The 21,588-nt window shown below is 59.5% G+C and carries 16 protein-coding genes; 6 read left to right on the forward strand and 10 right to left on the reverse strand.

The features are described from left to right. Positions 1 to 27 precede the first annotated feature (27 nt). Positions 28 to 3,045 (forward strand): FAD-binding and (Fe-S)-binding domain-containing protein, encoded by a 3,018-nt coding sequence (locus KHO31_RS32915; protein ID WP_211625222.1) that lies wholly within the window; start codon positions 28 to 30, stop codon positions 3,043 to 3,045. A gap of 65 nt (positions 3,046 to 3,110) precedes the next feature. Here the strand turns inward: KHO31_RS32915 and KHO31_RS32920 are convergent, their stop codons facing one another. Both KHO31_RS32920 and KHO31_RS32925 read right to left on the reverse strand, forming a co-directional pair. After that, positions 3,111 to 3,743, reverse strand: a complete 633-nt coding sequence (locus KHO31_RS32920; RefSeq protein ID WP_172308499.1) for a helix-turn-helix domain-containing protein — start codon at positions 3,741 to 3,743, stop codon at positions 3,111 to 3,113. Between the two features lie 190 nt (positions 3,744 to 3,933). Further along, complete coding sequence (locus KHO31_RS32925) at positions 3,934 to 5,370, reverse strand: pyridoxal phosphate-dependent decarboxylase family protein (RefSeq protein WP_211625224.1); 1,437 nt, start codon at positions 5,368 to 5,370, stop codon at positions 3,934 to 3,936. Positions 5,371 to 5,756: 386 nt separating this feature from the next. Between KHO31_RS32925 and KHO31_RS32930 the strand changes: the two genes are divergently transcribed. Both KHO31_RS32930 and KHO31_RS32935 read left to right on the forward strand, forming a co-directional pair. Beyond that, positions 5,757 to 5,891: an entericidin A/B family lipoprotein gene (locus KHO31_RS32930; RefSeq protein ID WP_201077968.1), complete on the forward strand. Its 135-nt coding sequence runs from the start codon at positions 5,757 to 5,759 to the stop codon at positions 5,889 to 5,891. A gap of 92 nt (positions 5,892 to 5,983) precedes the next feature. Further along, positions 5,984 to 7,150: a hybrid sensor histidine kinase/response regulator gene (locus tag KHO31_RS32935; RefSeq protein ID WP_201077970.1), complete on the forward strand. Its 1,167-nt coding sequence runs from the start codon at positions 5,984 to 5,986 to the stop codon at positions 7,148 to 7,150. A gap of 106 nt (positions 7,151 to 7,256) precedes the next feature. Here KHO31_RS32935 and KHO31_RS32940 read toward each other — a convergent pair whose 3' ends face one another. The 4 genes from KHO31_RS32940 to KHO31_RS32955 all read right to left on the reverse strand — a co-directional run bounded on the left by KHO31_RS32940 (position 7,257) and on the right by KHO31_RS32955 (position 14,201). Beyond that, positions 7,257 to 9,803 (reverse strand): ATP-binding response regulator, encoded by a 2,547-nt coding sequence (locus KHO31_RS32940; RefSeq protein ID WP_201078083.1) that lies wholly within the window; start codon positions 9,801 to 9,803, stop codon positions 7,257 to 7,259. A gap of 17 nt (positions 9,804 to 9,820) precedes the next feature. After that, positions 9,821 to 11,047: a hypothetical protein gene (locus KHO31_RS32945; RefSeq protein ID WP_201077971.1), complete on the reverse strand. Its 1,227-nt coding sequence runs from the start codon at positions 11,045 to 11,047 to the stop codon at positions 9,821 to 9,823. A 364-nt stretch (positions 11,048 to 11,411) separates the two neighbouring features. Further along, the gene (locus KHO31_RS32950; RefSeq protein WP_201077973.1) at positions 11,412 to 12,104 is read right to left on the reverse strand and encodes an NnrU family protein; all 693 of its coding nucleotides are present in this window, start codon (positions 12,102 to 12,104) and stop codon (positions 11,412 to 11,414) included. 285 nt (positions 12,105 to 12,389) lie between these two features. Further along, on the reverse strand, positions 12,390 to 14,201 hold the full coding sequence (locus KHO31_RS32955; RefSeq protein WP_236071631.1) for a hybrid sensor histidine kinase/response regulator: 1,812 nt from the start codon (positions 14,199 to 14,201) through the stop codon (positions 12,390 to 12,392). 58 nt (positions 14,202 to 14,259) lie between these two features. Between KHO31_RS32955 and KHO31_RS32960 the strand changes: the two genes are divergently transcribed. Further along, positions 14,260 to 14,709 (forward strand): response regulator, encoded by a 450-nt coding sequence (locus tag KHO31_RS32960; protein WP_201085208.1) that lies wholly within the window; start codon positions 14,260 to 14,262, stop codon positions 14,707 to 14,709. Between the two features lie 121 nt (positions 14,710 to 14,830). Then, complete coding sequence (locus KHO31_RS32965; RefSeq protein ID WP_407945974.1) at positions 14,831 to 15,250, forward strand: DUF1801 domain-containing protein; 420 nt, start codon at positions 14,831 to 14,833, stop codon at positions 15,248 to 15,250. Positions 15,251 to 15,358: 108 nt separating this feature from the next. On the opposite strand, the gene KHO31_RS32970 is transcribed toward KHO31_RS32965, so the two are convergent. The 4 genes from KHO31_RS32970 to KHO31_RS32985 all read right to left on the reverse strand — a co-directional run bounded on the left by KHO31_RS32970 (position 15,359) and on the right by KHO31_RS32985 (position 19,383). Then, on the reverse strand, positions 15,359 to 16,129 hold the full coding sequence (locus KHO31_RS32970; protein ID WP_201085209.1) for an ATP-binding cassette domain-containing protein: 771 nt from the start codon (positions 16,127 to 16,129) through the stop codon (positions 15,359 to 15,361). Then, positions 16,129 to 17,130, reverse strand: a complete 1,002-nt coding sequence (locus KHO31_RS32975; protein ID WP_201077981.1) for an ABC transporter permease — start codon at positions 17,128 to 17,130, stop codon at positions 16,129 to 16,131. The genes KHO31_RS32970 and KHO31_RS32975 overlap by 1 nt, the downstream gene beginning before the upstream one ends. After that, complete coding sequence (locus KHO31_RS32980) at positions 17,127 to 18,206, reverse strand: sugar ABC transporter substrate-binding protein (protein WP_201077983.1); 1,080 nt, start codon at positions 18,204 to 18,206, stop codon at positions 17,127 to 17,129. Before KHO31_RS32980 ends, KHO31_RS32975 begins: the two co-directional genes overlap by 4 nt. A gap of 442 nt (positions 18,207 to 18,648) precedes the next feature. Next, positions 18,649 to 19,383 carry a FadR/GntR family transcriptional regulator gene (locus KHO31_RS32985; protein WP_201085211.1) on the reverse strand — a complete coding sequence of 245 codons (735 nt, stop codon included), beginning with the start codon at positions 19,381 to 19,383 and terminating at the stop codon, positions 18,649 to 18,651. Positions 19,384 to 20,099: 716 nt separating this feature from the next. On the opposite strand from KHO31_RS32985, the gene KHO31_RS32990 reads away from it, so the two are divergent. Continuing rightward, a complete protein-coding gene (locus tag KHO31_RS32990) occupies positions 20,100 to 21,314 on the forward strand; it encodes a hypothetical protein (protein WP_201085212.1) in 1,215 nt (404 codons plus the stop codon). Positions 21,315 to 21,588 lie beyond the last annotated feature (274 nt).

The raw sequence follows: 21,588 nt of genomic DNA on the forward strand, positions 1-21,588 counted from the left end.
TGTTGGACACGAGACGTGAGGAACGCAGTGGGAACGTCATTGGATGAAGAGCAGGGCGCGGGCGTGAATACTTCGTTGAGCGCCGCCGCGTATGGCACGTTGAAAGAGCCACGCATTGCCAAGCCATTTCAAGGGACTGCTGCCGTTATGCAGGCGCTCGAAGCCGACCTGCGCCGCAACGTGCGCGGCGAAGTGCGTTTCGATCAGGGGTCGAAAGCGCTGTATGCCGCGGATGCGTCGAACTATCGGCAAGTCCCGCTTGCCGTGGTGGTGCCGTCGGACGTGGACGATCTGCTGGAAACGCTCGCTGCCTGCCGTCGCAATGACGTGCCTTTTCTCCCGCGCGGCGGCGGCACCTCGCAAAACGGCCAATGCGTGAACGTCGCGGTGGTGGCCGACGCGAGCAAGTATGTGAACCGCGTCGTGTCCGTCGATCCTGTCGCGGGTGTGGCGATCGTCGAGCCAGGCGTAGTCTGCGATACCTTGCGCGACGCCGCAGAGAAGCACGGCCTCACGTTCGCCCCCGATCCCGCGACGCACAGCCGTTGCACGCTTGGCGGCATGATCGCCAACAATTCATGCGGCGCGCATTCGGTGATGGCCGGCAAGACGGTCGAAAACGTCGAGGCGCTGGAAATCGCAACCTTCGACGGCGCGCGTTTCTGGGTCGGGCCTACTTCCGATGACGAACTCGACCGCATCATCACAGCCGGCGGACGCCAGGGCGAAATCTATGCCGCGCTCAAGCGGCTACGCGACACTTACGCCGATCAGATCCGCGCGAAATTCCCGCAGATCAAACGGCGCGTGTCGGGCTTCAACCTCGATCAACTGTTGCCGGAGAACGGCTTTAACGTAGCGCGTGCGCTGGTCGGCACCGAGGGCACATGCGCTGTGACCCTGCAGGCGAAAGTGCGGCTCGTGAAGAGTCCGGCGAAACGCGTGATCGTTGTAGTCGGCTTTACGGATATCTACACCGCTGCGGACGCCGTACCGCATTTCATGCGCTGGGGGCCGATCGCGATCGAGGGACTCGACCGCGCGATCATTCGCGGCTTGCAGGCGCGCGGTTTAAAGAAGGACGAGATCGCGTTGCTGCCGCAAGGCGATGCGTGGGTCGTGCTCGAATTCGGCGCGGATACGCAAGACGATGTCGTGCGCCAGGCGCAAAATGCTGCGGCGTATTTTTCGTCGGGCGAAGCGGGGCCGGACGTGTCGGCGATGCTGGTCGAAGATCGCGCGTTGCAGGCGAAGGTGTGGTCGATTCGCGAGACTGGGGCGTCGGCGGTGGCGTTGTCGGTGGAGGCGGGCACGCCGGATCCGGTTGTCGGCTGGGAAGATGCGGCGGTTGATCCGTTGCGTCTCGGCGATTATCTGCGGGCGTTTCAGGCTTTGGTGGATCGCTACGGCTACGAGACGAGCCTCTACGGCCATTTTGGCGATGGCTGCGTGCACGCGCGCATTACGTTCGACCTGCGCAGCGCGGAAGGTGTCGCGACCTGGCGTAAGTTTCTGCGCGAAGCGGCTGAACTGGTGGTCGAATTCGGTGGTTCGCTCTCAGGTGAACACGGCGACGGTCAGGCCAAGGCCGAGTTCCTGCCGATCATGTACGGCGCCGAACTGATGCAGGCGATGGAGCAGTTCAAGGCGATCTGGGATCCGGCCAATCGATTGAATCCAGGCAAGGTCGTCCATGCGTATCGCGCCGATGAAAATCTGCGCATGGGTCCGGCCTACAAGCCGGTGACCCTGCAGACGAAGCTCACGTTCGCGAGCCAGGAGGGCGATGGTTTTCAGCGTGAGATCGAACGATGCATCGGCATGGGCAAGTGCCGTTCGCTCGAAGGCGGCACCATGTGTCCGAGCTATCGCGCGACGCGTGAAGAGAAATACTCGACGCGTGGCCGCGCGCATCTGTTCTGGGAAATGCTGCAAGGCGACGTGATCGCCGATGGCTGGCAAAGCCGCGAAGTGAAAGAGGCGCTCGATACCTGCCTCGCGTGCAAGGGCTGCAAATCCGATTGCCCGACGCATACGGATATGGCTTCGTACAAGGCTGAATTTCTTTCGCATTACTATGAGACGAATCGCCGGCCGCGTCAGGCGTTGTTTATGGGGCGGATTGGCGAGTGGGCGCCGTGGGCGGCACGGTTTCCGCGTTTGACGAATTTCATGACGTCGGCGCCAGGTCTGGCTGCGGTTGGAAAATGGGTCGCTGGGGTGGCGCAGGCACGTGCTTTGCCGAAATTTGCTGGGCAGACGTATCGTCAGATGGCCCGCCGCTCGCTGAAGGATGAGGGGGCTGCTCCTGCTCCTGGCGAGGTTAGGAAGGTCATCCTGTGGGTCGATACCTTTAACGATCACTTCACGCCTGAGATCGCACAGGCCGCTGCGGATGTGCTGACGCAAATGGGGTGGCACGTTGTGCTGCCGAAGAACCGCCTGTGTTGTGGACGTCCGCTGTATGACTTTGGTTTGCTCGACCGTGCGCGCGCGTTGCTGACCACGATTCTCGATGACCTCGGCGACGATATAGCGGCTGGTGTGCCGTTGGTCGGTCTTGAGCCCGGTTGCTTATCGGTGTTCAAGGATGAGTTGCTAAAGCAGCTTCCCGGTCATGCTTTGGCGAAAAAGCTGTCGGCGCAAACTTTTCTGTTTTCCGATTTCGTCGCGCGTCAACCGTTCGATTGGCCGACGCTTACCGCGGACGTGATCGTGCATGGACATTGTCACCAGAAGGCGCTGTTCGGGATGCAAGGCGATACCGCGCTGCTGAACAAGCTCGGGGTGAAGTGGAAACTGCTCGATACCGGATGCTGTGGGATGGCAGGATCGTTCGGCTTTAACGACGCGCATCACGCGCTCTCGGAGAAGATCGGCGAGGACACGCTGTTTCCGGCTGTGCGAGCCGCTGCGGCGGCGAACGCGGAAACGATTGTGTTGACCAACGGCTTCAGTTGCCGTGAGCAGATCGAGCAGGGGACCGGGCAACACGCGATGCATATTGCGCAACTCGCGCAGCGGGCGTTGGCGGCGCGTCGTTAAGATGCGGTGGCTTTGGATTTCGCTTTGGCGTCGATACGTGTTGTACCGCGATTGAGGCGCCTTTGCTATTTTTTCGCCGGTTCTGCAGTGGCCGATGTCTGCGGGATGTCGGCGCTGGTCGCCATCCACAGCACTTCGGCGTCTTCTTCGCTGGTGGAGACCGCGGCGTGACCGGTGCGGCTGTCGAAGTAAAGGCTGTCGCCGGCGTTCAGATGCGTCGGTGCGTACAACTCAGAATACAGACACACGCTGCCGCTGATCACGTACAGGAATTCTTCGCCTTCGTGACGGCCCCAGTCGTCGAACGCGTCGAGCGTGTGCGCCGAGATGCGGATGCGGAACGGCAACATCGCTTTGTGCGCCAGATCCGTGGCGAGCAATTCCATCTGATAACCGCGATAGGCGTGGCGCTGGCCTTCATTTTTGCGGGTCAGCGCGCGGCGGCCGCTGGCGCTGACTTTGGGTGTCGAGCCGAATAGCTCGCCGATTTCGATCTTCAGGCCGAGGACGATCTTCTGAAGGACGTCGAAAGTCGGGGACATCAGGCCGTTTTCGACTTTGGAGAGGGTCGAGCGGGAGACGCCGCAGAGGCGGCTCGCGGTTTCCAGCGTCAAGTCCTGCGCCTGACGGGCGGCGCGGACGCGGCGGCCGAGGTCGGTTGTCGATGGGTCGGCGGGTTTGGTGAGATGGGTGTCCATGGGGTCCAACAGCTTGAATGCGCGCCTTGGGAGGCCGGTCGTGTTTCCGATAATAACATTTGGGCCAGGTGAAGACTGTTGGTGACTTCGCGGATGGTCTCTTTGTCGTTCGCGCGCCGCCGGGACGGGGACGGTTTGCTCGCTCTGCGTGTCGAACAACTTTTCTCATCGGAAACGCCCGCCATTGCGGTTACTCGTGCTTTGCTTCCGTAGTCTGCTCTCGCAATACCCTTGCTACCGCTGCGATTACACGCGCCACATCCTGCGCATTGGTTTGCCAGTTACATACCGACACTCGCATACAACGCTTCCCTCGCCATGTCGTGTTGCTGAATAGCGCCTCGCCGCTCGCCAGAACCGCGCTGGTAATGGCGTCAGTCCGCCGGTCGTGATCGCTCTCCGCGGCTTCCGGGCGGGGATCCAGGAAGCGAACCAGGCCCTGATTGATTTGTGGCTCCCACACCAGCTCGGTGCCAGGAAGAGCGGTGATGCCCGTCACGAGGCTATGCGCTGCATCGCAACAGCCATCGATCAATGCGACGACGCCTTCGCGGCCCAGTTGTCGCAGCGCTGCATAGGTCGCCACACCTCGCCCGCGTCTCGACCAATCCGGATTCCAGTCCTTTTGTTCGCGAACCTGATCGTTGTGCGAGATGTAGCTTGCCTCGTAGGACATCGCATTGCGATGCGCCTCAGGGTGCGCGACGAAGGCAAAACCGCTGTCATACGGCACGTTCAGCCATTTGTGTCCATCGGTTGCCCACGAATCGGCCTGCTCGACGCCGGACAGCAGATGTTGATAACGTGCGCTGACGTTGGCCCACAGGCCGAATGCACCGTCGACATGTACCCATGCGTTGTAGCGATGCGCGAGCGGAATCAGGTCGGCGAAACAGTCATATGCACCAATGTTGAGGTCGCCCGCCTGCAGCAAGACAATCGTCGGTGTGTCAGGGGCGTGCTGCAGCGCCTGCTCAAGAATGGCCGGGTCCAGTTGACCCGCATGATTGGCCTGCAGTCCTGTCACCGCGCCTGTTCCCATCCCCAGCAAGCGCGTTGCTCGCGTGATGCTGCCGTGAAATTGATCGCTGCTCAGGATACGGATTTTCGGCGCACCGAACAGACCGTCCCGTTCAACCTGCCAACCTCGCCTCGCGAGCAAAGCGTTTCGCGCTGCCGCCAACGCAGTAACGTGCGCCATCTGACAACCGCTAGTCAACGCAAAGCTGGCGTGATCCGGCAAACCGAGCAAATCCTTTAGCCAGGCTCCGCACGCCTCCTCAATAACCGCTACTGCGGGGCCGCATGCATACGATGCTGCGTTTTGATCCCAGGCGCTGGTCAACCAGTCCGCCGCCAGCGCCGCGGGCAACGATCCGCCTATGACCCAGCCAAAAAATCGGCCGCCGGCACTCCCCATGATGCCTCCGGCGGTGTCACCGACCAGTTCGTCAATCACCTGCTCGGCACGCATGCCCTCGCTGTTGAGCGGCTTTACCAGGCGGTCGCGCAACATTTGCAGACTCGCACTGGCCGCAACAGGACTACGCTCCAGGTTTTCCAGATGCGCCAACGAGTGGTTCAGTGCGTGTTCAAGTACAAGGCGAAAAGCGGATGCGTCGTTCATTTGAATATCCAGAGTAGATGAAACGTTCCGAGATCCAGCGTCATTCCCAGCTTGCGCCACAAGTGCCGGTGCGAGTGCCCGGTATGCGAGGCAAGTTTAGCGAATGTCCACCCCTTTGATTGACCGTTTCCGGACATCAAATCCTGGGCTCGGATTTGGCGCGATCAATAACCCGTCAATGGCGACGATGGCGCGTTCTTTTGAGCGCCATAGAGAATCGCGTTTCGAATCGCGTGTTTTAGATGAATTTGATGCCACGGCTCGCCGATGTCTCACTTAAAATAAGATATATGCATGCGTGCAGTGGTCCCGATGAGACCACGACACCTATGCCGATTGGGTGTCGGCACCGCTGCCGACTTCCGGAACCTCTCGAAGGAGGCAACATGACACGACTTATTGCTTTGTTTCTGGTCGCCGGTACCGCTTTCCTCGCGGGTTGCAACACGATAGCTGGAGCCGGCGAGGACATATCGAAAGGTGGCCAGGCCATCCATAACTCGGCCGAGGAAGCCAAATAGACGACGCTAGCGCAGCGCGCCAACTGTCCGTGGATTGCGCGCGGTCCCGTAACGAAACAAATTCGACCTGCCAGCGACCCGCTGGGAACACGATGAGTGACACGACGCAACCGCCGTATTCCGTTCTCTTCGTCGACGACGATGAGATGTCGCGCAACCACTTCGCACGCGCAATCCGTGAGGACTACTGTGTGCATGTGGCGAGTAGCGCAGACGAGGCGATTGCCATGCTGAGCGAGTACGGATCAGAGATTGCCGTACTAGTGACGGATTTCCGTATGCCGGGGCGCGATGGAGATGATCTGCTGCGCCAGGTGGCGCAGGAGTATCCGCAAATCGTGCGCATACTGGTGACCGCCTACGCCGACAAGGACATGCTGCTGCAAACGGTCAATACCGGTGACCTATTCCGTATCCTCGAAAAACCGCTTCGAACGGAAACTGTGCAGGAGGTCCTGAAACTGGCAATCGCGCGCTATACCGAGCGGGAAACGCGTCAGCAGCGGTTATTGGCGATGGATGAAACGCTTGCCTTCCTCGCTCACGAGCTAAACACGCCGCTGGCAGCGATCTCGCTTTTTGCGCGCTCCGTCGAGTCCGACATCGCTGAGCAATACGACCCCGAGCGCCAGAAGGAAATTGGCCACGCCGCAACGGCAATGCTTAACAATGCGCAGTATTGCCTGACGCTGATCTCGTCTTTCTGGGCGACGGTGCACAAAAGTGGAGGGCAGCAGTCTGGATCGGGCAGCGGACTCCGCGAGGTCAAGGCGACGCGATTGATCGCCACCTTGCTCGACACCTATCCGTTTGCGGGGTCGCAGCGTGATTGGATACGGGTCGACGTGCAAGGGGATTTCATTGTGCGCGCAATGCCCAATTGCGTGTCGCTTGTACTCTCCTCGTTGTTGTCCAACGCTTTGCGTGCGCTCGGCGGCTCAACCGCGCCCTCGTTGCACCTTGAAGTAGTAGGTGGCTCAGAACCTGAGATCCGTGTTCGCGACAATGGGCCGGGGATTGCACCGGAGATAAAAGAGCGTTTGCTGCTCGATCCCGTCACGACTCACGCCGGGACCGGCGGGCACGGCATGGGCATGATCTTTTGCAATCGCATCATGCAATCTTTTGGCGGGTGTCTGCGGATCGAATCCGCATTGGGTGCGGGCACCACAGTAACGATGGGTTTTCCCAGTGTCAAAAGTCGAGTGCACGCCGCTCACGATAAGGCGTCGCCCGACAGTCAGGTGGTGTGGAAATGAGGTCGAAATTTTCTCATCAGCCGCGAAGGCGCCAGGCGTGAGCGAACGGCGCTTTCCAATATCCAATTGAGTCTTGTCGACGAACCCGCAAGGTGCTCGCGGGCTATCAGTCATTCATGACGTCCCGATGATCGCGACTTGCTTTGTCCGAAGCGAAGTAGGTCTGCAGCGCGTCGGCTGAACGGCTGCCCAGCATGCAAATTCGCGTCACCCAGTCGGGCTCGGAAGGCCATTCGCCTTCAACTATGCGCGGATAAAGCTGCCTCGCGAACTGATGCAGTGCTTTTGCTCCGATATTGCCGCTGATACCAAGCAGGAGGTGCAATTCTCCACGCATCGATCCAAAGTCACGAGCTGCAGCACTGGTAGCGAGTCGCGCCACAAGCGAGCGAATCTGCTCAATGCCGTTGAGGAACGATTGATCCAACAGATCAAGTGTCGTGAGTTCTTCGAGGTGTTTCTCGTCGAGCAGATCGGCTTCCTCAATTGTCGAAAGCTTGCCGGTGGATTTAGCCGACGGTTGTGATAGAGCCGCCTTCGTTGGAGCATTCGATACGCGTTGCTGGGAAAACTGTCTTGCAAGGCAGGCATAAAGAGAACCGACCTGCACGGGTTTTACCATGACCTCGTTCATGCCCGCATCCAGGCATGCCTGCACGGCGCCGATATCGGATTGGCTTGTCAGGGCGATGATCGGCACATTGGCATACGAGTCGGTGCGAGCGCGAATGGAGGCGGTTGTTTCCACACCGCCCATTCCGGGCATATTCATATCCATCACAATGGCATCGACGGTATCGCCATCCTGCAACTGAGCCAGCACCGCCTGCCCATGTTCGGCTTCGACTACGCTCGCGCCGAATCGCTCCAGATAGGCTTTGGTCACCAGCCTGCTGTACGTGTCATCGTCCGCCACCAGGATCGATTTGTCGGCGAACCCGTCGAATCTGTGGCTCAGATGGTGCCGGCTGCCGTTTTCGAAGAGCGTCTGGAGCGAGGTTATCAATTCCACCGTGCTGTGGGACTTTCTGATTATTTCATCCATGCCGGCTCGTCTGGCGAGGACGCGCACCACATTGCCGGGCTCCGCCGTATAGGCGGAGATCAGGACATCCCGGTTCGGGTTTTCGTGGTCGGCGCGAATTTTCTCGGTGGTCGTGTAGCCATCCAGAATCGGCATATTGACGTCCATCAACACGAGGTCGTAGGCAGACGACTGCCGGAGCATGCTCAAGGCTATCTGCCCGTTTTCCGCCTCGCTCACTTGCGCACCCACCTTCGACAGCGCGCGACGGCTTCCCGCCCGCTGAGCGGCGTCGTCGTCTACGACGAGGATGTGCTTCCCGTTGAAAATTGGAATGGCACGTTCAACAATCTTGCGTTCGTGATCGGCGACTTCGCTTTCCGACACGACCGGAAATTGCAGCGTGAATTGTGTGAATTTCCCGACTTCCGACCGGCAGCTGATGGTGCCGCCGAATGCGCGCATTGCGCGCTGGCAGTAGGCTAACCCGAGTCCCGTTCCAGCCGAATCTCCCGCTGTGCGGAAAGGCTCGAACAGATGCGGCAGAATGTCGGGCGAAATGCCGGTGCCCGTATCACGAACGATTACCGATTGCCGGTCGACCGTGAGCGTGAGCGTTGCTAAAGGATGCGTGACAATGTGGTGGAGCGCGTTCTTGATCAGATTGAACAGGGTGAACAGATAGACGGTCTCGTCGACCTTGAACGTGAAATCTTCCAGCACCACGAGCCTGACTTTGCTGCGCTCCTTTTTATCGCCGAAGCCGTATTCGTCCAATGCTTTACGTGTGGTGCTCGCCGCACTCAGATAGGTGAGGTAATCTGAGCGGATGGGTTTTGCGCTGACTTCGTCCAGCGTCATCGCGATAATGCGCAGGCCTCGCTCAATGGATAATTGGCCATGGGCAAGATGACGATAAAGCAGTGCCGCGCTGTTGTGCGACAACACCGGCGCCCGGTCGGATTCTGTCGTCGCGGGCAGCGCCTCTTCCACGCGATCCAGAACGTGCTTCAGTTGGCTGAGAGGATTACGCATTTCGTGGGCGATCGAGCCCGCGAGTGCCTTCAATGCCCGATTCTTTTCAACAAAGATGCGTCCTTTGTTGATTGCATAACTGAAGGCCATACTGCACAGCACGACAACGGGCAGTAGTGCGAGATCCGACTGATTTGCCGGGCTTAAAACGATCGGAGCAGGCGAAGTGGCCACCGCCGCCAGTGTGCCGGAAAGTACGCCAATGCCAATGCAGGTCATCAGCAACAACGGGTTATCGATACACAGCGCCATAATGAAAATCATCATGACCTCGGTCATCATCCACATGGTGGAGAATGAATTTCTGATCGCGAGGAACGTACAGGCAAACGGCAATACGTAGATCAGGCAGCAATGCCAGTAGATCAGCAGGTGCCGGTTAAACCGCTTTGGCCAATGCGCCTGAAAGATCAATGGAATGCAGACGGCCGCCGCACTCAATCGAAGGAATAGATTGTCGTACGGCTGCGGCAGGACGTAGGTCCAGACGACAAAGTAGATGGGGTGGCACAGGAGGCCCAGTATGCCTCCCCATCGAATTGCAAGCCGGCTTCGTTCCAGCACGTCCCGCATGCTTTCGCGCGGTATCACCATCAGGCCTCCAATGCTGTTCACGACCCTATCAGTTCATGCGTGTTGCGGTGCTGTACGTCCAGGGTGATCGTCGAACCGTCTTTACCGTGAAAAGGTCCGACCGAAAACCCGTACTTCTTCAGAAGACCGTGGGTATAAGAAACGGACCACACGGGCGGGCTGCCAATGATGAAATCGGAAGCGATGCCTTCCTGCCAGGCTGCGTAGCCTTCGGCAAAACAGGTATAGCAATCGCGGGTGGTCGGCAGTCTGAACGGGAACATGGTGTCGAGTCCGGCAGGGCCACGCGCGAAGCACTCAATATATAGCGTATGGGCCCGTGACGCGAGTTCAGCCTCGACGCTTGCTGCCCGGGGATGGGAGTCGTCGATCCAGAACTGTGCCCTCTTAAGGTCAGAAGCGCTGAGGTAGGGAACGCTGGTACTGCTTGCCAGAATAGCACCATCGAACTGCGGCAATGGGGTGTCCGGACTGAAGGTGTGCACCGTAATCCGGGTGCGTCCCAGCAGGTCCGCTGCCATCAACTCCCTGGCCTGTTCCGTGAGCAGATTCACCTTGTCCGGCAAATCGATCAGAACAAGCTCCTTCGGTGCATCTTTGTAGAGCAGGTATTTCGCTACCGTAGTACCGAGCCGTCCGGCTGCGCCAAATAAAGCGAGCTTCGTCTTGCCGAATTCGAGGTCAAGTTCATTGCAGCAGTGGGTGGCCCAGTCTTTCAGCATCGCGGCGGTGGCAGCATGACCCGTCGTGATGTGAGGCGGCTTTGTTTGGCGCGGGAGCGCCCCATAGTTGCAGGCGTAAGGCGTGGAGGCGCCCATCGCCACCATGTTCAATCCCGCCTGCCTGGCCAGTTCAAGGGCTGGGAAAAATTGCGTTTCCCGGAACCGCTTGATACCACGTGGGCTCCCAAGCCACAGATCGAGGGGAACCGGACACGCAATATTGGCCCCTATGACCTGGGAGCCCGAATAAATAGGCGATGCAATGAAAGGCTTTGTTCTCCAAAGCTCCTCTTCGAATGACGCGTTTCTGTGTTTTACATTATGAAATGAAAATGAAAGCGTATCCCAATCCGTAGCGTGGAACAAAAACCCGACACCGCCTTGTTTTGCGGGCAGATTGTCCCGTATTTCTTCCGGGCGAATGGTATGTTTTAGCGCCAAAGGCGCACTATTGGCGTGCAGGTTAAGCGTGCCGTGCCCGTCGAAATCGGTCGATATTTCCTTGTGAAGAGACGTTCTCATTTGTTTTCCCTTAGGTTGAACTCACGCTGAACGGCCAGCGCAGCGTCGCCAGTCAGGATCGAGGACTGGCGATTCTTCAACTCTAGAGATATCCGGTCCTGTTTGTCCGTTTGTTCGTTCGCGTCATGGAGCGTTACGCTTAACCTCCCCTTTCGCGGACGGGGCAAAGGCGAACCAACCGCAGCGGTGGCGGTCTTTCCGATGCACTGCGAAGCATCGCAACATCCGGCGTATTCGGACTTTGTAGAACGAGCTGAAATCCGCGTATGCCGACTACCTCGGGTGCAACATACAGCTGCATCCGACTGCCAGTGCATCCCGGTTCAATGCGCTATGCATATGCATATGCGACTCCGGGCTGCGGCTACAGCCAGCGCCAGATGCCCGCAGCCCAACCGGCGAGCGGGATATGGGCCCAAGTCGCTACGAGCCAGACAACGAGGCCGCCCAAAAGCGCGTGCAAGCCGAACCCGCCCAGCCGCGCACGGCCAGCGGCGATCGCCGCAAACGGCAGGTAGCTCGTCTTCGACTCCCATATGGGCCACAGATCAGGCTGGAGCTGCTCCTTCTTCCGGTCCTGCAATGCTGCGCCGACAAGTGCGAGGAGGACGATAGCCGCTGACAGTACGATGTTCTTCGTCACCGGGAACACCGCGATGTGGCAGAACCCCCAAAGTGCGAATGACCACATCATTGGGTGGCGCGTTACCGCGTACACGCCGCGCGCCGTTTCCGGGAACGGCCCGGGCCGGCCGCCGGTGGGAAGCGCCGGGTTGCGGATCAGAGAGCCCATCAGGAGGACCGACGCGATCAGCATGACCGCGGTCGCAATCGCCCAGAGCCCGTCTCCTACCGGCCAGAGCGATGCTGTCAGGGGCGCCTTTCGGTAGGCCACGACCAGCCAGCCGAACGTCAAGATCGCAACCAACGAATAGACGCCCTGGAAGCCCGCTTCGCCAATTGCGCGGACCAACCGGCTGCGCAACGGATGGGACAGGATAAAGTGGCTGCCCACGAAGGCGATTGCCGCCGCCGCAACTGCGTTGGTGCTTCCCATTGGCCCGGCTCCTCAAATCGTATCGTCGGCTGACCGTATTACCCTCCTTCGCGAAGAGGCATGGCCGGGCTGGTTCGACGTTGCCGGCATAGAGCGCACTTCGGCATGAAAGAGGGTTTCATTTGGGCATGTCGTCATGGCAATGTAAGCCGCCATAGAGACGAGTGGCATTGCCCCTGTTCCACATCCAGTACCGAAGATTACTACTTCGTGAGGCGCAAAAACTGAACGGCCGTTTTGGAGCGTGGTGACATCACGCAAAACCGCTATGAGCGCCGTTATTTGCTACGCCCGCCGCATGATATCCGCCAGATCATCGAGTGACAGCGGCTTGGTCAGATGGAAGTCAAATACTCGTTCGTCGGTCCGGAATCGACGGGCAGGATCGGTGTAGCCAGTCAACGCAACTAGCTTCGTCAGTGAGCACTGAGCCCGAAGACGAAGCAGTTGCGCAAGCTCAAGCCCATCCATGCCGGGCATGTTGACATCAATCAGGGCGAGGTCCGGAGTAAATGACTCCACTATCGAAAGCGCCTCAACTCCGCTTTGCGCCCGCTTTACATCGTGACCCTCGAGTTCCAGCAACGTGCCCAGCGCCTCCGTGGCGTCCACATTGTCGTCGACGAGGAGGATGCGGGCCGGTGCCATTGTGCGCGTCGCGGTCGTGATCTTCGCTCCGGTGCTTTCGCAGACAATGGGCAGTTGTATGGTTACTTCGGTTCCTTCGCCTTCTCCGGCACTCGCGATGGTGACCGTGCCGTTGTGTGCCCTCACCAGGTGCTTCACGACGGCCAGTCCGATGCCGAGCCCGCCTTCTGGACGCTTTCGCGCTGATGCCGACTGCGCAAACATTTCAAAAACGTGCGGCAACAATGAAGGTGAAATGCCTGTGCCGTTATCCTTGACGGTGATGACGGCATAGCGGGGTGGCGAGCCGTGTGTCGACTCGATGCTGAGGTCCGGTGCTTCTGCCGTCAGGGTGATGTCGCCACCGGGAGGCGTGTACTTCACCGCGTTCGACAATAGATTCGACACAACCTGTGTGAGCCGTGTGAGGTCCGCGTGAACGGTCACCGGATACGAAGGAACGGTGATATGAAGTCGGTGTTGACCGTTGTTGGCATCGGCCCTCATCGCCGTCACCGCATCGGTCACGATATCCTGGAGCAGCCCGTACGAGGGACGGATAGATAGTTTGCCGTGCCTGATCCGCGAGGCGTCAAGCAGATCGCCTACGAGTCGCTTCAGCAGACGTATCTGTCTTTCAGCGATACCCAGCGCGGATAGCACAGCGGGATTGTCTGCGGCCAGCCCTCGTGCTGCAGTCATGGCGCTGTCAATGGGCGCAAGGGGATTGCGCAGTTCGTGGCTCAGCAACGCAATGAAGTCGTCCTTGCGCGACTCAGCAAGCGCAAGCGCGTTCCTTGCCGCCTCGGCTTCTGCTGCACGCGCTTCGGCATCGGCTTTCGCCCGGGTGATCGTGAGCGCTGCGCAGGTGAAGTTCGCGAGCCCGGTCAGGATTCTACGATCCTCGGCATCGAACACGCGCGACCTGTCGTGAGACATCACCCATAGTGTGCCCCACGGCTCAGGTTGACCCGGAATCGGCACGACCAACTCCTCGATCACCTCGGGGATAACGTGGTTTAGACAGCCGAAATGGCGCTTGGGAAACGTGAACAATTGTCCGGCGGCCAGTTCGAGGGTAATGCCGCCTGGACTGTCCGCGATCGGGACTGTGGTGTTCACTGAGGCGGCGCATTCACCTGAGATTGCGACCCAGCGCAAGACCCGGGTGTCGTCGGCTTCACTTTCCAGCAGGCCGATGCCCGCACTGCCTGCCTCGCAAAGATTGCGCGCCATGTCCGAGAGCGTCTGCAACAGAGCACCATCCGACGATGTCAGTGCCTGTGCCAGAAGATGCATCGACTGGCTTTCAGCCGCAAAATCAGGCGGACGATGCGGGCGCGTATCGAGCACCGCTGTGACGAGGCTGCCCGCACGACGTGCACGGTCCGCCGCAGATGGCGCAGACGGTCCGGCCATAAGCCCTCCGGCTTGTAATTTGTACTTCAGATGCATGGAACGAATGGCCATGCTGAATGAATTGTAGTCCTAGTATCGCGACGGCCATGCCGCAGTACTGGTGCGCGCGATGCTGGAATATTCGGGTACGTTTATTGCTGGTTCAGTTGGTTGTCCTTTCGAGGTAAACGGGACATCCGGATTGGCTACGGTACTGCTGGTTGATGACGACCCGAATATTCTGCGCCCACTGAAACTGCTAGTGGAGCGGGAGGGATATCGCGTGGTAACGGCGCTGGATGGGAGGGCGGCGCTGGCTGCCGCTGCCATTGAGAGTCCCGGTCTCATTGTGACCGACTGGATGATGCCGCACGTTGATGGCGTTGAACTGTGTCGGCGGTTGAAGGGCGATCCCGCAACTGCTGATATTCCTGTCGTCATGTTATCGGCCGCGTTTCCACCTACGCCGAATGAGCCGCTATGGGACGTACTCTTGCGCAAGCCCGCACCCATTGGTCACCTCATAAAAGCGATTCACAGTCTGCTGGACGGACAGCGCCCGGAACCACCTGGCCGTTAGCCGCCAACTGCTGGTCGGTGCGCGCGAGGTCGAGGAGATTGAAATGCACTAATATGTCGTCGCTGAACGACTATTGTGGTCATATATAAAACGGGACCAGAATTCGATGCCTACAGATCCAATGAATCCGTCAGAACGCATTGACCAACTGATCGCAGAAATCACAGACTGGCGTGGTAAAACGTTTGCCAGCATGCGCAAGAGCATCCTTGAGGCCGACCGGGAAATCATCGAGGAATGGAAGTGGATGGGAAGCCCGGTGTGGTCCCGCGACGGAATGATCGCGGTCGCCAACGCCCACAAAGGGAAGGTGAAGCTTACCTTCGCCCACGGGGCGCACCTCCCAGATCCTGACAAACTGTTCAACGCCGGCCTCGAAGGCAACGCGAGGCGAGCGATCGATTTTTTCGAGGGCGACAAGATCAATGCGCCTGCTCTGAAAAAGCTCGTCCGTGCCGCTATTGATTACAATCTGAGCAAATTAAAGAAGAATGCGCCGGCAAGTACTCGAGCGAAAGTACGCAAAAGCAAAGAGGCATGAAGCGATAGCTTTTTTCTCGCGTGTGTCTCGCCGACTCGAGTCCGCCGCTTCAGCAAGCACAGGTTGATCACGCCCAATTCGAATGCTCACACAGGTAGCGGACGGGTATCAGTTCGTCGTTGCCCGCATTGCGCGATATTCGCGTCGCACGATATCCATCAGTTCCTCGACCGAGGTGCTGGCTGCCTCCCGCTGGTAAGTGACACGTCCGCGCTGCATCAGCATCACGCGATCTGCGATGTCGAGCGTCTGGGCGTAGTTGTGCATGATCATGACGATAGATAGACCACCTTTGCTTTTGAGCCGAAGGATCAGGTCGATGATCAGTCCAGCCTCGCGGGCGCCCATCGCGGCGAGCGGTTCATCAAGCAGCAGTATCCTCGCATTCGAATTGACCGCGCGAGCGACTGCGATAGCCTGTCGCTGTCCGCCGGAAAGCTGTTCGACCGGCAGGTCGACCGAGGGCACGTGCACGCCGATTTCTTCAAGACACTCGGCGGCGCGCTCACGCATTGCGCGATTGTTCAACAGGCGAAACGGCCCTCGACGTATGATTTCCCGGTTCAGGAACATGTTGTGATAGATGCTCAGCGAATTGGCGAGCGCCAGATCCTGGTAGACGCATTCAATGCCGAGTGAACGGGCGTGGTCAACGGAGCGAAGCAACGTTTCCTGGCCGCCTACAAAAAGCTTGCCGCTGGTCTGCTGATGAAACCCAGTCAGAATCTTGATCAACGTCGATTTGCCTGCGCCGTTGTCGCCAAGAACACCGAGGATTTCGCCTTGTCTTAGCGTCAGCGTCACGCCATCGAGCGCGGTGACCGCGCCGAAACGCTTGACGATATCTTCGCCGCGCAGCGCCTCCAGCACCTCAGACATTACAACTCTCCCTTGCGCGCGAGACGAACCACGTGGATGTTGAAGATCATGGCACCGAGGATCGCCGCGCCGAGAATCATGTTGAAAGTGAAGGCGTTGATGCCGATCAGCGTGAAGCCGTCGTTGAGAATGCCGAGCACCGCCGCACCGATCAATCCACCAATGATCGTGCCCGATCCACCGGCGAGCGGCGTGCCGCCAATCACCGCTGCGGCAACTGCAAGAAACATGATCTGGTTACCGCCCGCTTGCGGATCGATCGACGTGATGCGAAAACCCTCCAGGATCCCGGTCAAACCGGCAAGCAGCGCGGCAAGAATGAAGTTGCCGAGCTTCAGGCGCCTGACCTGTATCCCTGCCTCGCTCGCGCCCAGCGGATTCGCACCCGACGCGATGGTATGCAGCCCCCAGCGTGTATGACGAAGCAGCACATGCATGACAGCGGCAATGACGAGCGTCCAGATGATCTCGCTGTAACCCCATTCCCCCATGAACGCCGCAAACGCTGAATCCCCCGGTGGTGAAACCGGTGTACCCCGTGAGATCGTCAACGTGAGGCCGTTCACGAAGAACAACGTACCGAGCGTCGTTACGAAGGATGGGATGCGCAGGTACACCGTCACCGCGCCGTTTATCAACCCGACGAGGCCCGCTGCAATCACGCCGATGATCATGGCAAGCCATGCGGGCAAGCCAGCCTCCAGGGCGAAATGCATGATGAAAGGCGCAAACGCAAAAACCATCCCGGCGGAGAGGTCGATCTCCCCACCGATCATCAGCATGATTTCGCCAAAGGCAATGATTGCCACCGGGGCGATGAACTGCGAGAGATTCTGAAGACTCGCGCTGGTCAGCAGGAAGTCATGGTTGACTGTCTCGAAGTAGATGCAGAGGATGAGCGCGACCGCAAAGATGCGAACTTCGCTGGAACGCCCGAGCGCGCCTGACCAGCGCCTCGGACGTCTCGCGGTTTTTTGAACGTCCGTCACGGGAGACGTCACCCTTTGATCGCACCTGTACGTGGCACGATCTGGCCTTTCGTGCTCTTGCCTTCATAGCGCGTCGACGTGTTCAGGTATGGATCGACCGTGCCCTTGGTGACGAACTTCAGACCCGTGTTGACATTGGCCGGCCCAACGAGCCCACCGGAGGCGAGAAAGATGAATGCCTCGACGACCGTATAAAAACCCTGAACATACGGTTGCTGGTCGATCGTGAAGTCGAGGAAGCCCTCGTGAATCAGATCGACGGTACGCGGCAACAGATCGAAGCCACCGCCATGCACGCCTTTGGACGGCAGGTTGGATTCTTTCATCACCTCGGCGACGCCCTGGGTGCTACCTGCGTCCACCGCAAACATGCCTTTGAGATCCTGGTGGCCGAGATAGAAGGACTTGATCTTCGATAGCTCTTCGTTGACGGTCGCGCCGGTTGCGATGGTCTGCACGTCGATCTTCTTGCCCGATTTCTTGATGGCGGCGGCTGCACCGTCAAGCCGTGGCTGAATGTTGAGCTGGCCTGGCGTGGCGATAAAGAGCGCGACGAGGCCGCTGTCGATGAGGTTTGAGATTCGTTCGCCCATCTGATAGCCAGACAGATAGAGATCCTGACCGATGTAGGCCAGGCGTGGATTTGTCGAACCCGAGGGCGCATCGGCGTTATAGGCGAATACGGGAATGCCGGCGTCGAGCGCGGCCTGGATCGGTTTGTCGAAGGCTTTCGGGTCAACGATCGGTACGGCGATGGCGTCAGCTTTCCCGGCTATCGCCGCGTTGACCGCGTTCACCATTTCGCCGATGTCGGCATTGGCCGAGCCGGTCCACTGGTAGTCCATCCCCAGCATGGCGGTCGCATCCTGAATGCCGTATTGCGTCGGCACGAAGAACGGATTCGTTGTCACATGATTGACAAATACGATCTTCCACCGCTTGTGCGCCGGGAACGAACCGCCTTCCGCCGCCTGGGCCGGTGTGATCATTCCGCCCATGAGCGCCAGTGCCGCGGACAGACCCGCGCCCTGCAACAATCCCCGACGCATGACTTGCACTTCGTCCTTGTCTTCCTTCGCTTGCGCCATTTCAATCTCCCGTCTCTCAATAGTTGAACACTTCACTGTCCATGACGGCGCAAGCAGGAAAAGCCCCGGCAAGAAAAGCACCGGAGCCGGGCATCACCTTTCATGAAACCCACGTGCACGCGCGTACGCATGACTACCCACCAGAAAATGCTATATCACGCCCTTTTACCTACTAATCGATGTATACCCTTAACTAGTCCGACTAATTAATCTTTTGCGATGCAACGCGGTCTTCCGTATTCGCATCCAGCAGTGCAGTGCAACACGATGACGGGACAGGCCGCGTTCGGTGGTGTGGGGCGATGCATTGTCGAATTGATCTGCACTATGTGCCGCTTTAATAGTATTACTATCCAGTTAGCAGATGGAAGGAGAGGAACTTGAAGAACGGAAGCGTCCGCTCCGCTTTGCCCACTGATTCGGCTCAGCCGCCGCGTTCGGGTTAGGGTTGTGTCTGAAATTGGCTGCCGGTTTCCAGAACACTCTCGGCGTCCGCGCGCGCATTGTCGAGCTGGACCAGACTGGCCTGTCGCGCGCCCAGCGGGTCACGGCTCTGGATCGCAGTGAGAATCGCTTTGTGACGCGGCAACGAAAGCGCATGCGTGTCGGGATGACGACTCGTCAGCTTGATCGATTCCGACAGGGCAAGTGAAAGCATGTTGCCGATATAGGCCAGCAGGTCGTTGTGAGAGGCCGCCATGATTGCGCGGTGAAACTCGAGGTCCGGATCCAGTAGCGCGCTTGCGGTTTCCGCACGCTCCATCTGGTCGTAAGCCGATGCGATGCGCGCAAGATCCTCGCTTGTCGCAGCCGTGGCGGCGAGTGCAGCCGCCGCGGGTTCGATAACGCGGCGCACGGTCAGGAGCGAACTGAAGAACTCGCCTTCCGGCACAGTGTTAATCGTCCAGTACAGGACATCGGGGTCCAGCATATGCCACTCCCCGCGAGGCTTCACGACACTGCCGACACGCGGTTTCGACACCACTAGCCCCTTTGCCACGAGCACACGGGTGGCCTCGCGCAGCACGGGGCGGCTAACGCCATAGCGCTCGCACAGAACAGTCTCAGCAGGCAATCGCTGACCCGGCGGTACCTTGCCGCCGACGATATCCATGCCGAGCTCCTGCACAATGCGGCCGTGCAGGCTCTTGCGCTGTTGCAGATGACGGTAATCCATGGTCAGCGATCGCGGTCGTGTCCGGCTCAGTCTTGTGCCGACCAGTGCAGCGTGCTGGATGGCACTTACCTCGTCGTCGATACGGATACGAGTTTGTTTCGTGGAGATACGTTGCCGGTCCAAGCATAGCACGCGATATCTGGCTGTCTGCCGCCGACAGCATTCACCTCTCTCTGATGTTTGCGCTGCGGCGTTTGAAAATCACTGAGCCGGCGGGGATGTAAACGCATGTTTCCAACGCGCGACTTGATAGATCGGACTCCATATTATGGTGCTCCGCATTTTGTCTGAACTATTTGCGCAGCGCGTAGCGTAACGGCGAGGTTACGCTCGACGTGACGGGAACACGTAACACTGGGACGTAACATGCGCCACGCGATACCGTCATTGTGTTCCGCACCCTGCCCGATCGACCCCGCCCAGCAAGACTCCTTTCTCCGCACGCCACTCGATTCTGGCATTGCCAAATCGCGGATCGTGTCGCGCTTCGTCACTGGCGCGCTGGCTCGGAACTTGCGGCGGTCAACTGCCCGCACAAGTCACATCCGAGCATGGCGCTACCGCACCCGGCTCTAAAACTAAACGAAGGCGACGCGCACAAACGCGGTGTCGGGCTCAAAGCAACCGTTTTCTGCAAGACCGATCAGCGGTTTTCCGGGGGCACTGATTACACCTTTGACCAATCAGGACGCGATTTCATCGCGAAAGGACTAATCATGGCTCCCTTCAAACACACCCTTGTTGCATCGGCGAGCGCACTCCTATGGTGGTCGCTGGCCACCTCTTGTCAGGCTGGAGATGTCACGTCAACACCGCCTTCCTCGTTCACGCAAGGTGGCGGATGGACCACCACCGGGCAACCGGGATCGGGATACTCGTGGGCAGGAGGCGGCGGCACCGCCGGCGGCACGGCTGGCGGGTCGACCGGGACGGGGTATGGCGGTGGTTCGGGCGTTAGTAGTGGCTCTGGTTGGAGCGGCGGCTCGGCCTGGGGCGGTGTTTCGGTTTCCGGCTCGGGGTGGGGGTACGGCGGCGCGGGCGGCTCCACTGGATCGGGCGGTTCGGGTGGTGGATACGGTGGTGGTTCTGGCGACGGTGGCTCCGGCGGCTCAGGTGGCGGGTACGGCGGCGGTTCTGGAGACGGTGGGCATGGAGGCTCCGGTGGGTCGGGCGGCTCGGGTGGTTCCGGTGGCTCCGGTGGGTCGGGCGGTTCAGGTGGCGGGAACGGTGGCGGTTCTGGGGACGGTGGCCATGGTGGTTCAGGAGGTGGCTCCGGAAGCGGTGGTCACGGCGGATCGGGCGGCGGCTCTAGCGGCGGTGGTTCCACCGGAGCAGGCTCCGGCAACGGCAATCAGATCACCAGTGGCCTCCTTGACCCGATCGTGAACCTGGTCGTTAGCGTCGGCGCGATCAGCGTGCCTATCGTGCCGATCACCGTGGGCAACAACAGCGGTAGCGGAAACGGCAACGGCGTGGGTAACGGCGCAATTGGTGGTTCAAAAGGCGTTCCGGGCGGATCGAACGGACACGCCGCCGGTGGCTTGCTGGCACCTGTGACTGCGTTGCTCGGCGGTCTGTCAGTGGGCTCGGTGAGCGGGGGCTCGCAAGGTAACAGCAGCCCCGTCGCACCGCTGACCACCTTGCTTGGCGGATTGACCGGTGGCTTGGGAGGCGGCGGCTCGCAAGGCAGCAGCAACCCGCTCGCCCCGGTTACCACCTTGCTCGGCGGACTGACCGGAGGCTTGGGCGGTGGCACCTCGCACGGATCGTCGACGAACTCCGCGACGAGTCCGGTTGCACCGTTGACCAACCTGGTCGGCACGCTAACCGGCGCACTCGGCGGCGCAAGCGGTGGTTCGTCTCCGCTCGCTCCATTGACGAACCTGCTCGGCGGCCTCACAGGTGGACTCGGTAGCGGCACCAAGCACTAGCCCGTAACACATGGTGACCCTAGGGCACCACTAGTGCGATCTCCGGGGGCAACAGAAAGCAGCCGGCCGGACCTGACTAGCGTCGCCGCTTCACGACGTCAGGCCCGGCACAAGCATGTAGGTCAACCTGTAAGAAGCATCACACGCCTCGTTTGCTGGCGGCTGGCTACTCAAGGCAATCGCCACACCGTCCGACTGGGTCTCCCCGGCATAGCTTCGCGCACTTCATTAAGAGTAGATCGCCAAACAGATGATCCGTATCCGTTCCTAAGCG

The organism is Paraburkholderia domus (genome assembly GCF_905220705.1).
In the GTDB taxonomy this organism is placed as follows: domain Bacteria; phylum Pseudomonadota; class Gammaproteobacteria; order Burkholderiales; family Burkholderiaceae; genus Paraburkholderia; species Paraburkholderia domus.

Bases quoted from the DNA above. Each gene is read 5' to 3' on its own strand.
- KHO31_RS32930 (WP_201077968.1), top strand. From the start codon at position 5,757: ATGACACGACTTATTGCTTTGTTTCTGGTCGCCGGTACCGCTTTCCTC.
- KHO31_RS32955 (WP_236071631.1), bottom strand. From the start codon at position 14,201: ATGGCCATTCGTTCCATGCATCTGAAGTACAAATTACAAGCCGGAGGG.
- KHO31_RS32965 (WP_407945974.1), top strand. From the start codon at position 14,831: ATGAATCCGTCAGAACGCATTGACCAACTGATCGCAGAAATCACAGAC.
- KHO31_RS32935 (WP_201077970.1), top strand. From the start codon at position 5,984: ATGAGTGACACGACGCAACCGCCGTATTCCGTTCTCTTCGTCGACGAC.
- KHO31_RS32985 (WP_201085211.1), bottom strand. From the start codon at position 19,383: ATGGATTACCGTCATCTGCAACAGCGCAAGAGCCTGCACGGCCGCATT.
- KHO31_RS32920 (WP_172308499.1), bottom strand. From the start codon at position 3,743: ATGGACACCCATCTCACCAAACCCGCCGACCCATCGACAACCGACCTC.
- KHO31_RS32990 (WP_201085212.1), top strand. From the start codon at position 20,100: ATGGCTCCCTTCAAACACACCCTTGTTGCATCGGCGAGCGCACTCCTA.
- KHO31_RS32950 (WP_201077973.1), bottom strand. From the start codon at position 12,104: ATGGGAAGCACCAACGCAGTTGCGGCGGCGGCAATCGCCTTCGTGGGC.
- KHO31_RS32945 (WP_201077971.1), bottom strand. From the start codon at position 11,047: ATGAGAACGTCTCTTCACAAGGAAATATCGACCGATTTCGACGGGCAC.
- KHO31_RS32940 (WP_201078083.1), bottom strand. From the start codon at position 9,803: ATGGTGATACCGCGCGAAAGCATGCGGGACGTGCTGGAACGAAGCCGG.
- KHO31_RS32980 (WP_201077983.1), bottom strand. From the start codon at position 18,206: ATGGCGCAAGCGAAGGAAGACAAGGACGAAGTGCAAGTCATGCGTCGG.
- KHO31_RS32970 (WP_201085209.1), bottom strand. From the start codon at position 16,129: ATGTCTGAGGTGCTGGAGGCGCTGCGCGGCGAAGATATCGTCAAGCGT.
- KHO31_RS32960 (WP_201085208.1), top strand. From the start codon at position 14,260: ATGCTGGAATATTCGGGTACGTTTATTGCTGGTTCAGTTGGTTGTCCT.
- KHO31_RS32925 (WP_211625224.1), bottom strand. From the start codon at position 5,370: ATGAACGACGCATCCGCTTTTCGCCTTGTACTTGAACACGCACTGAAC.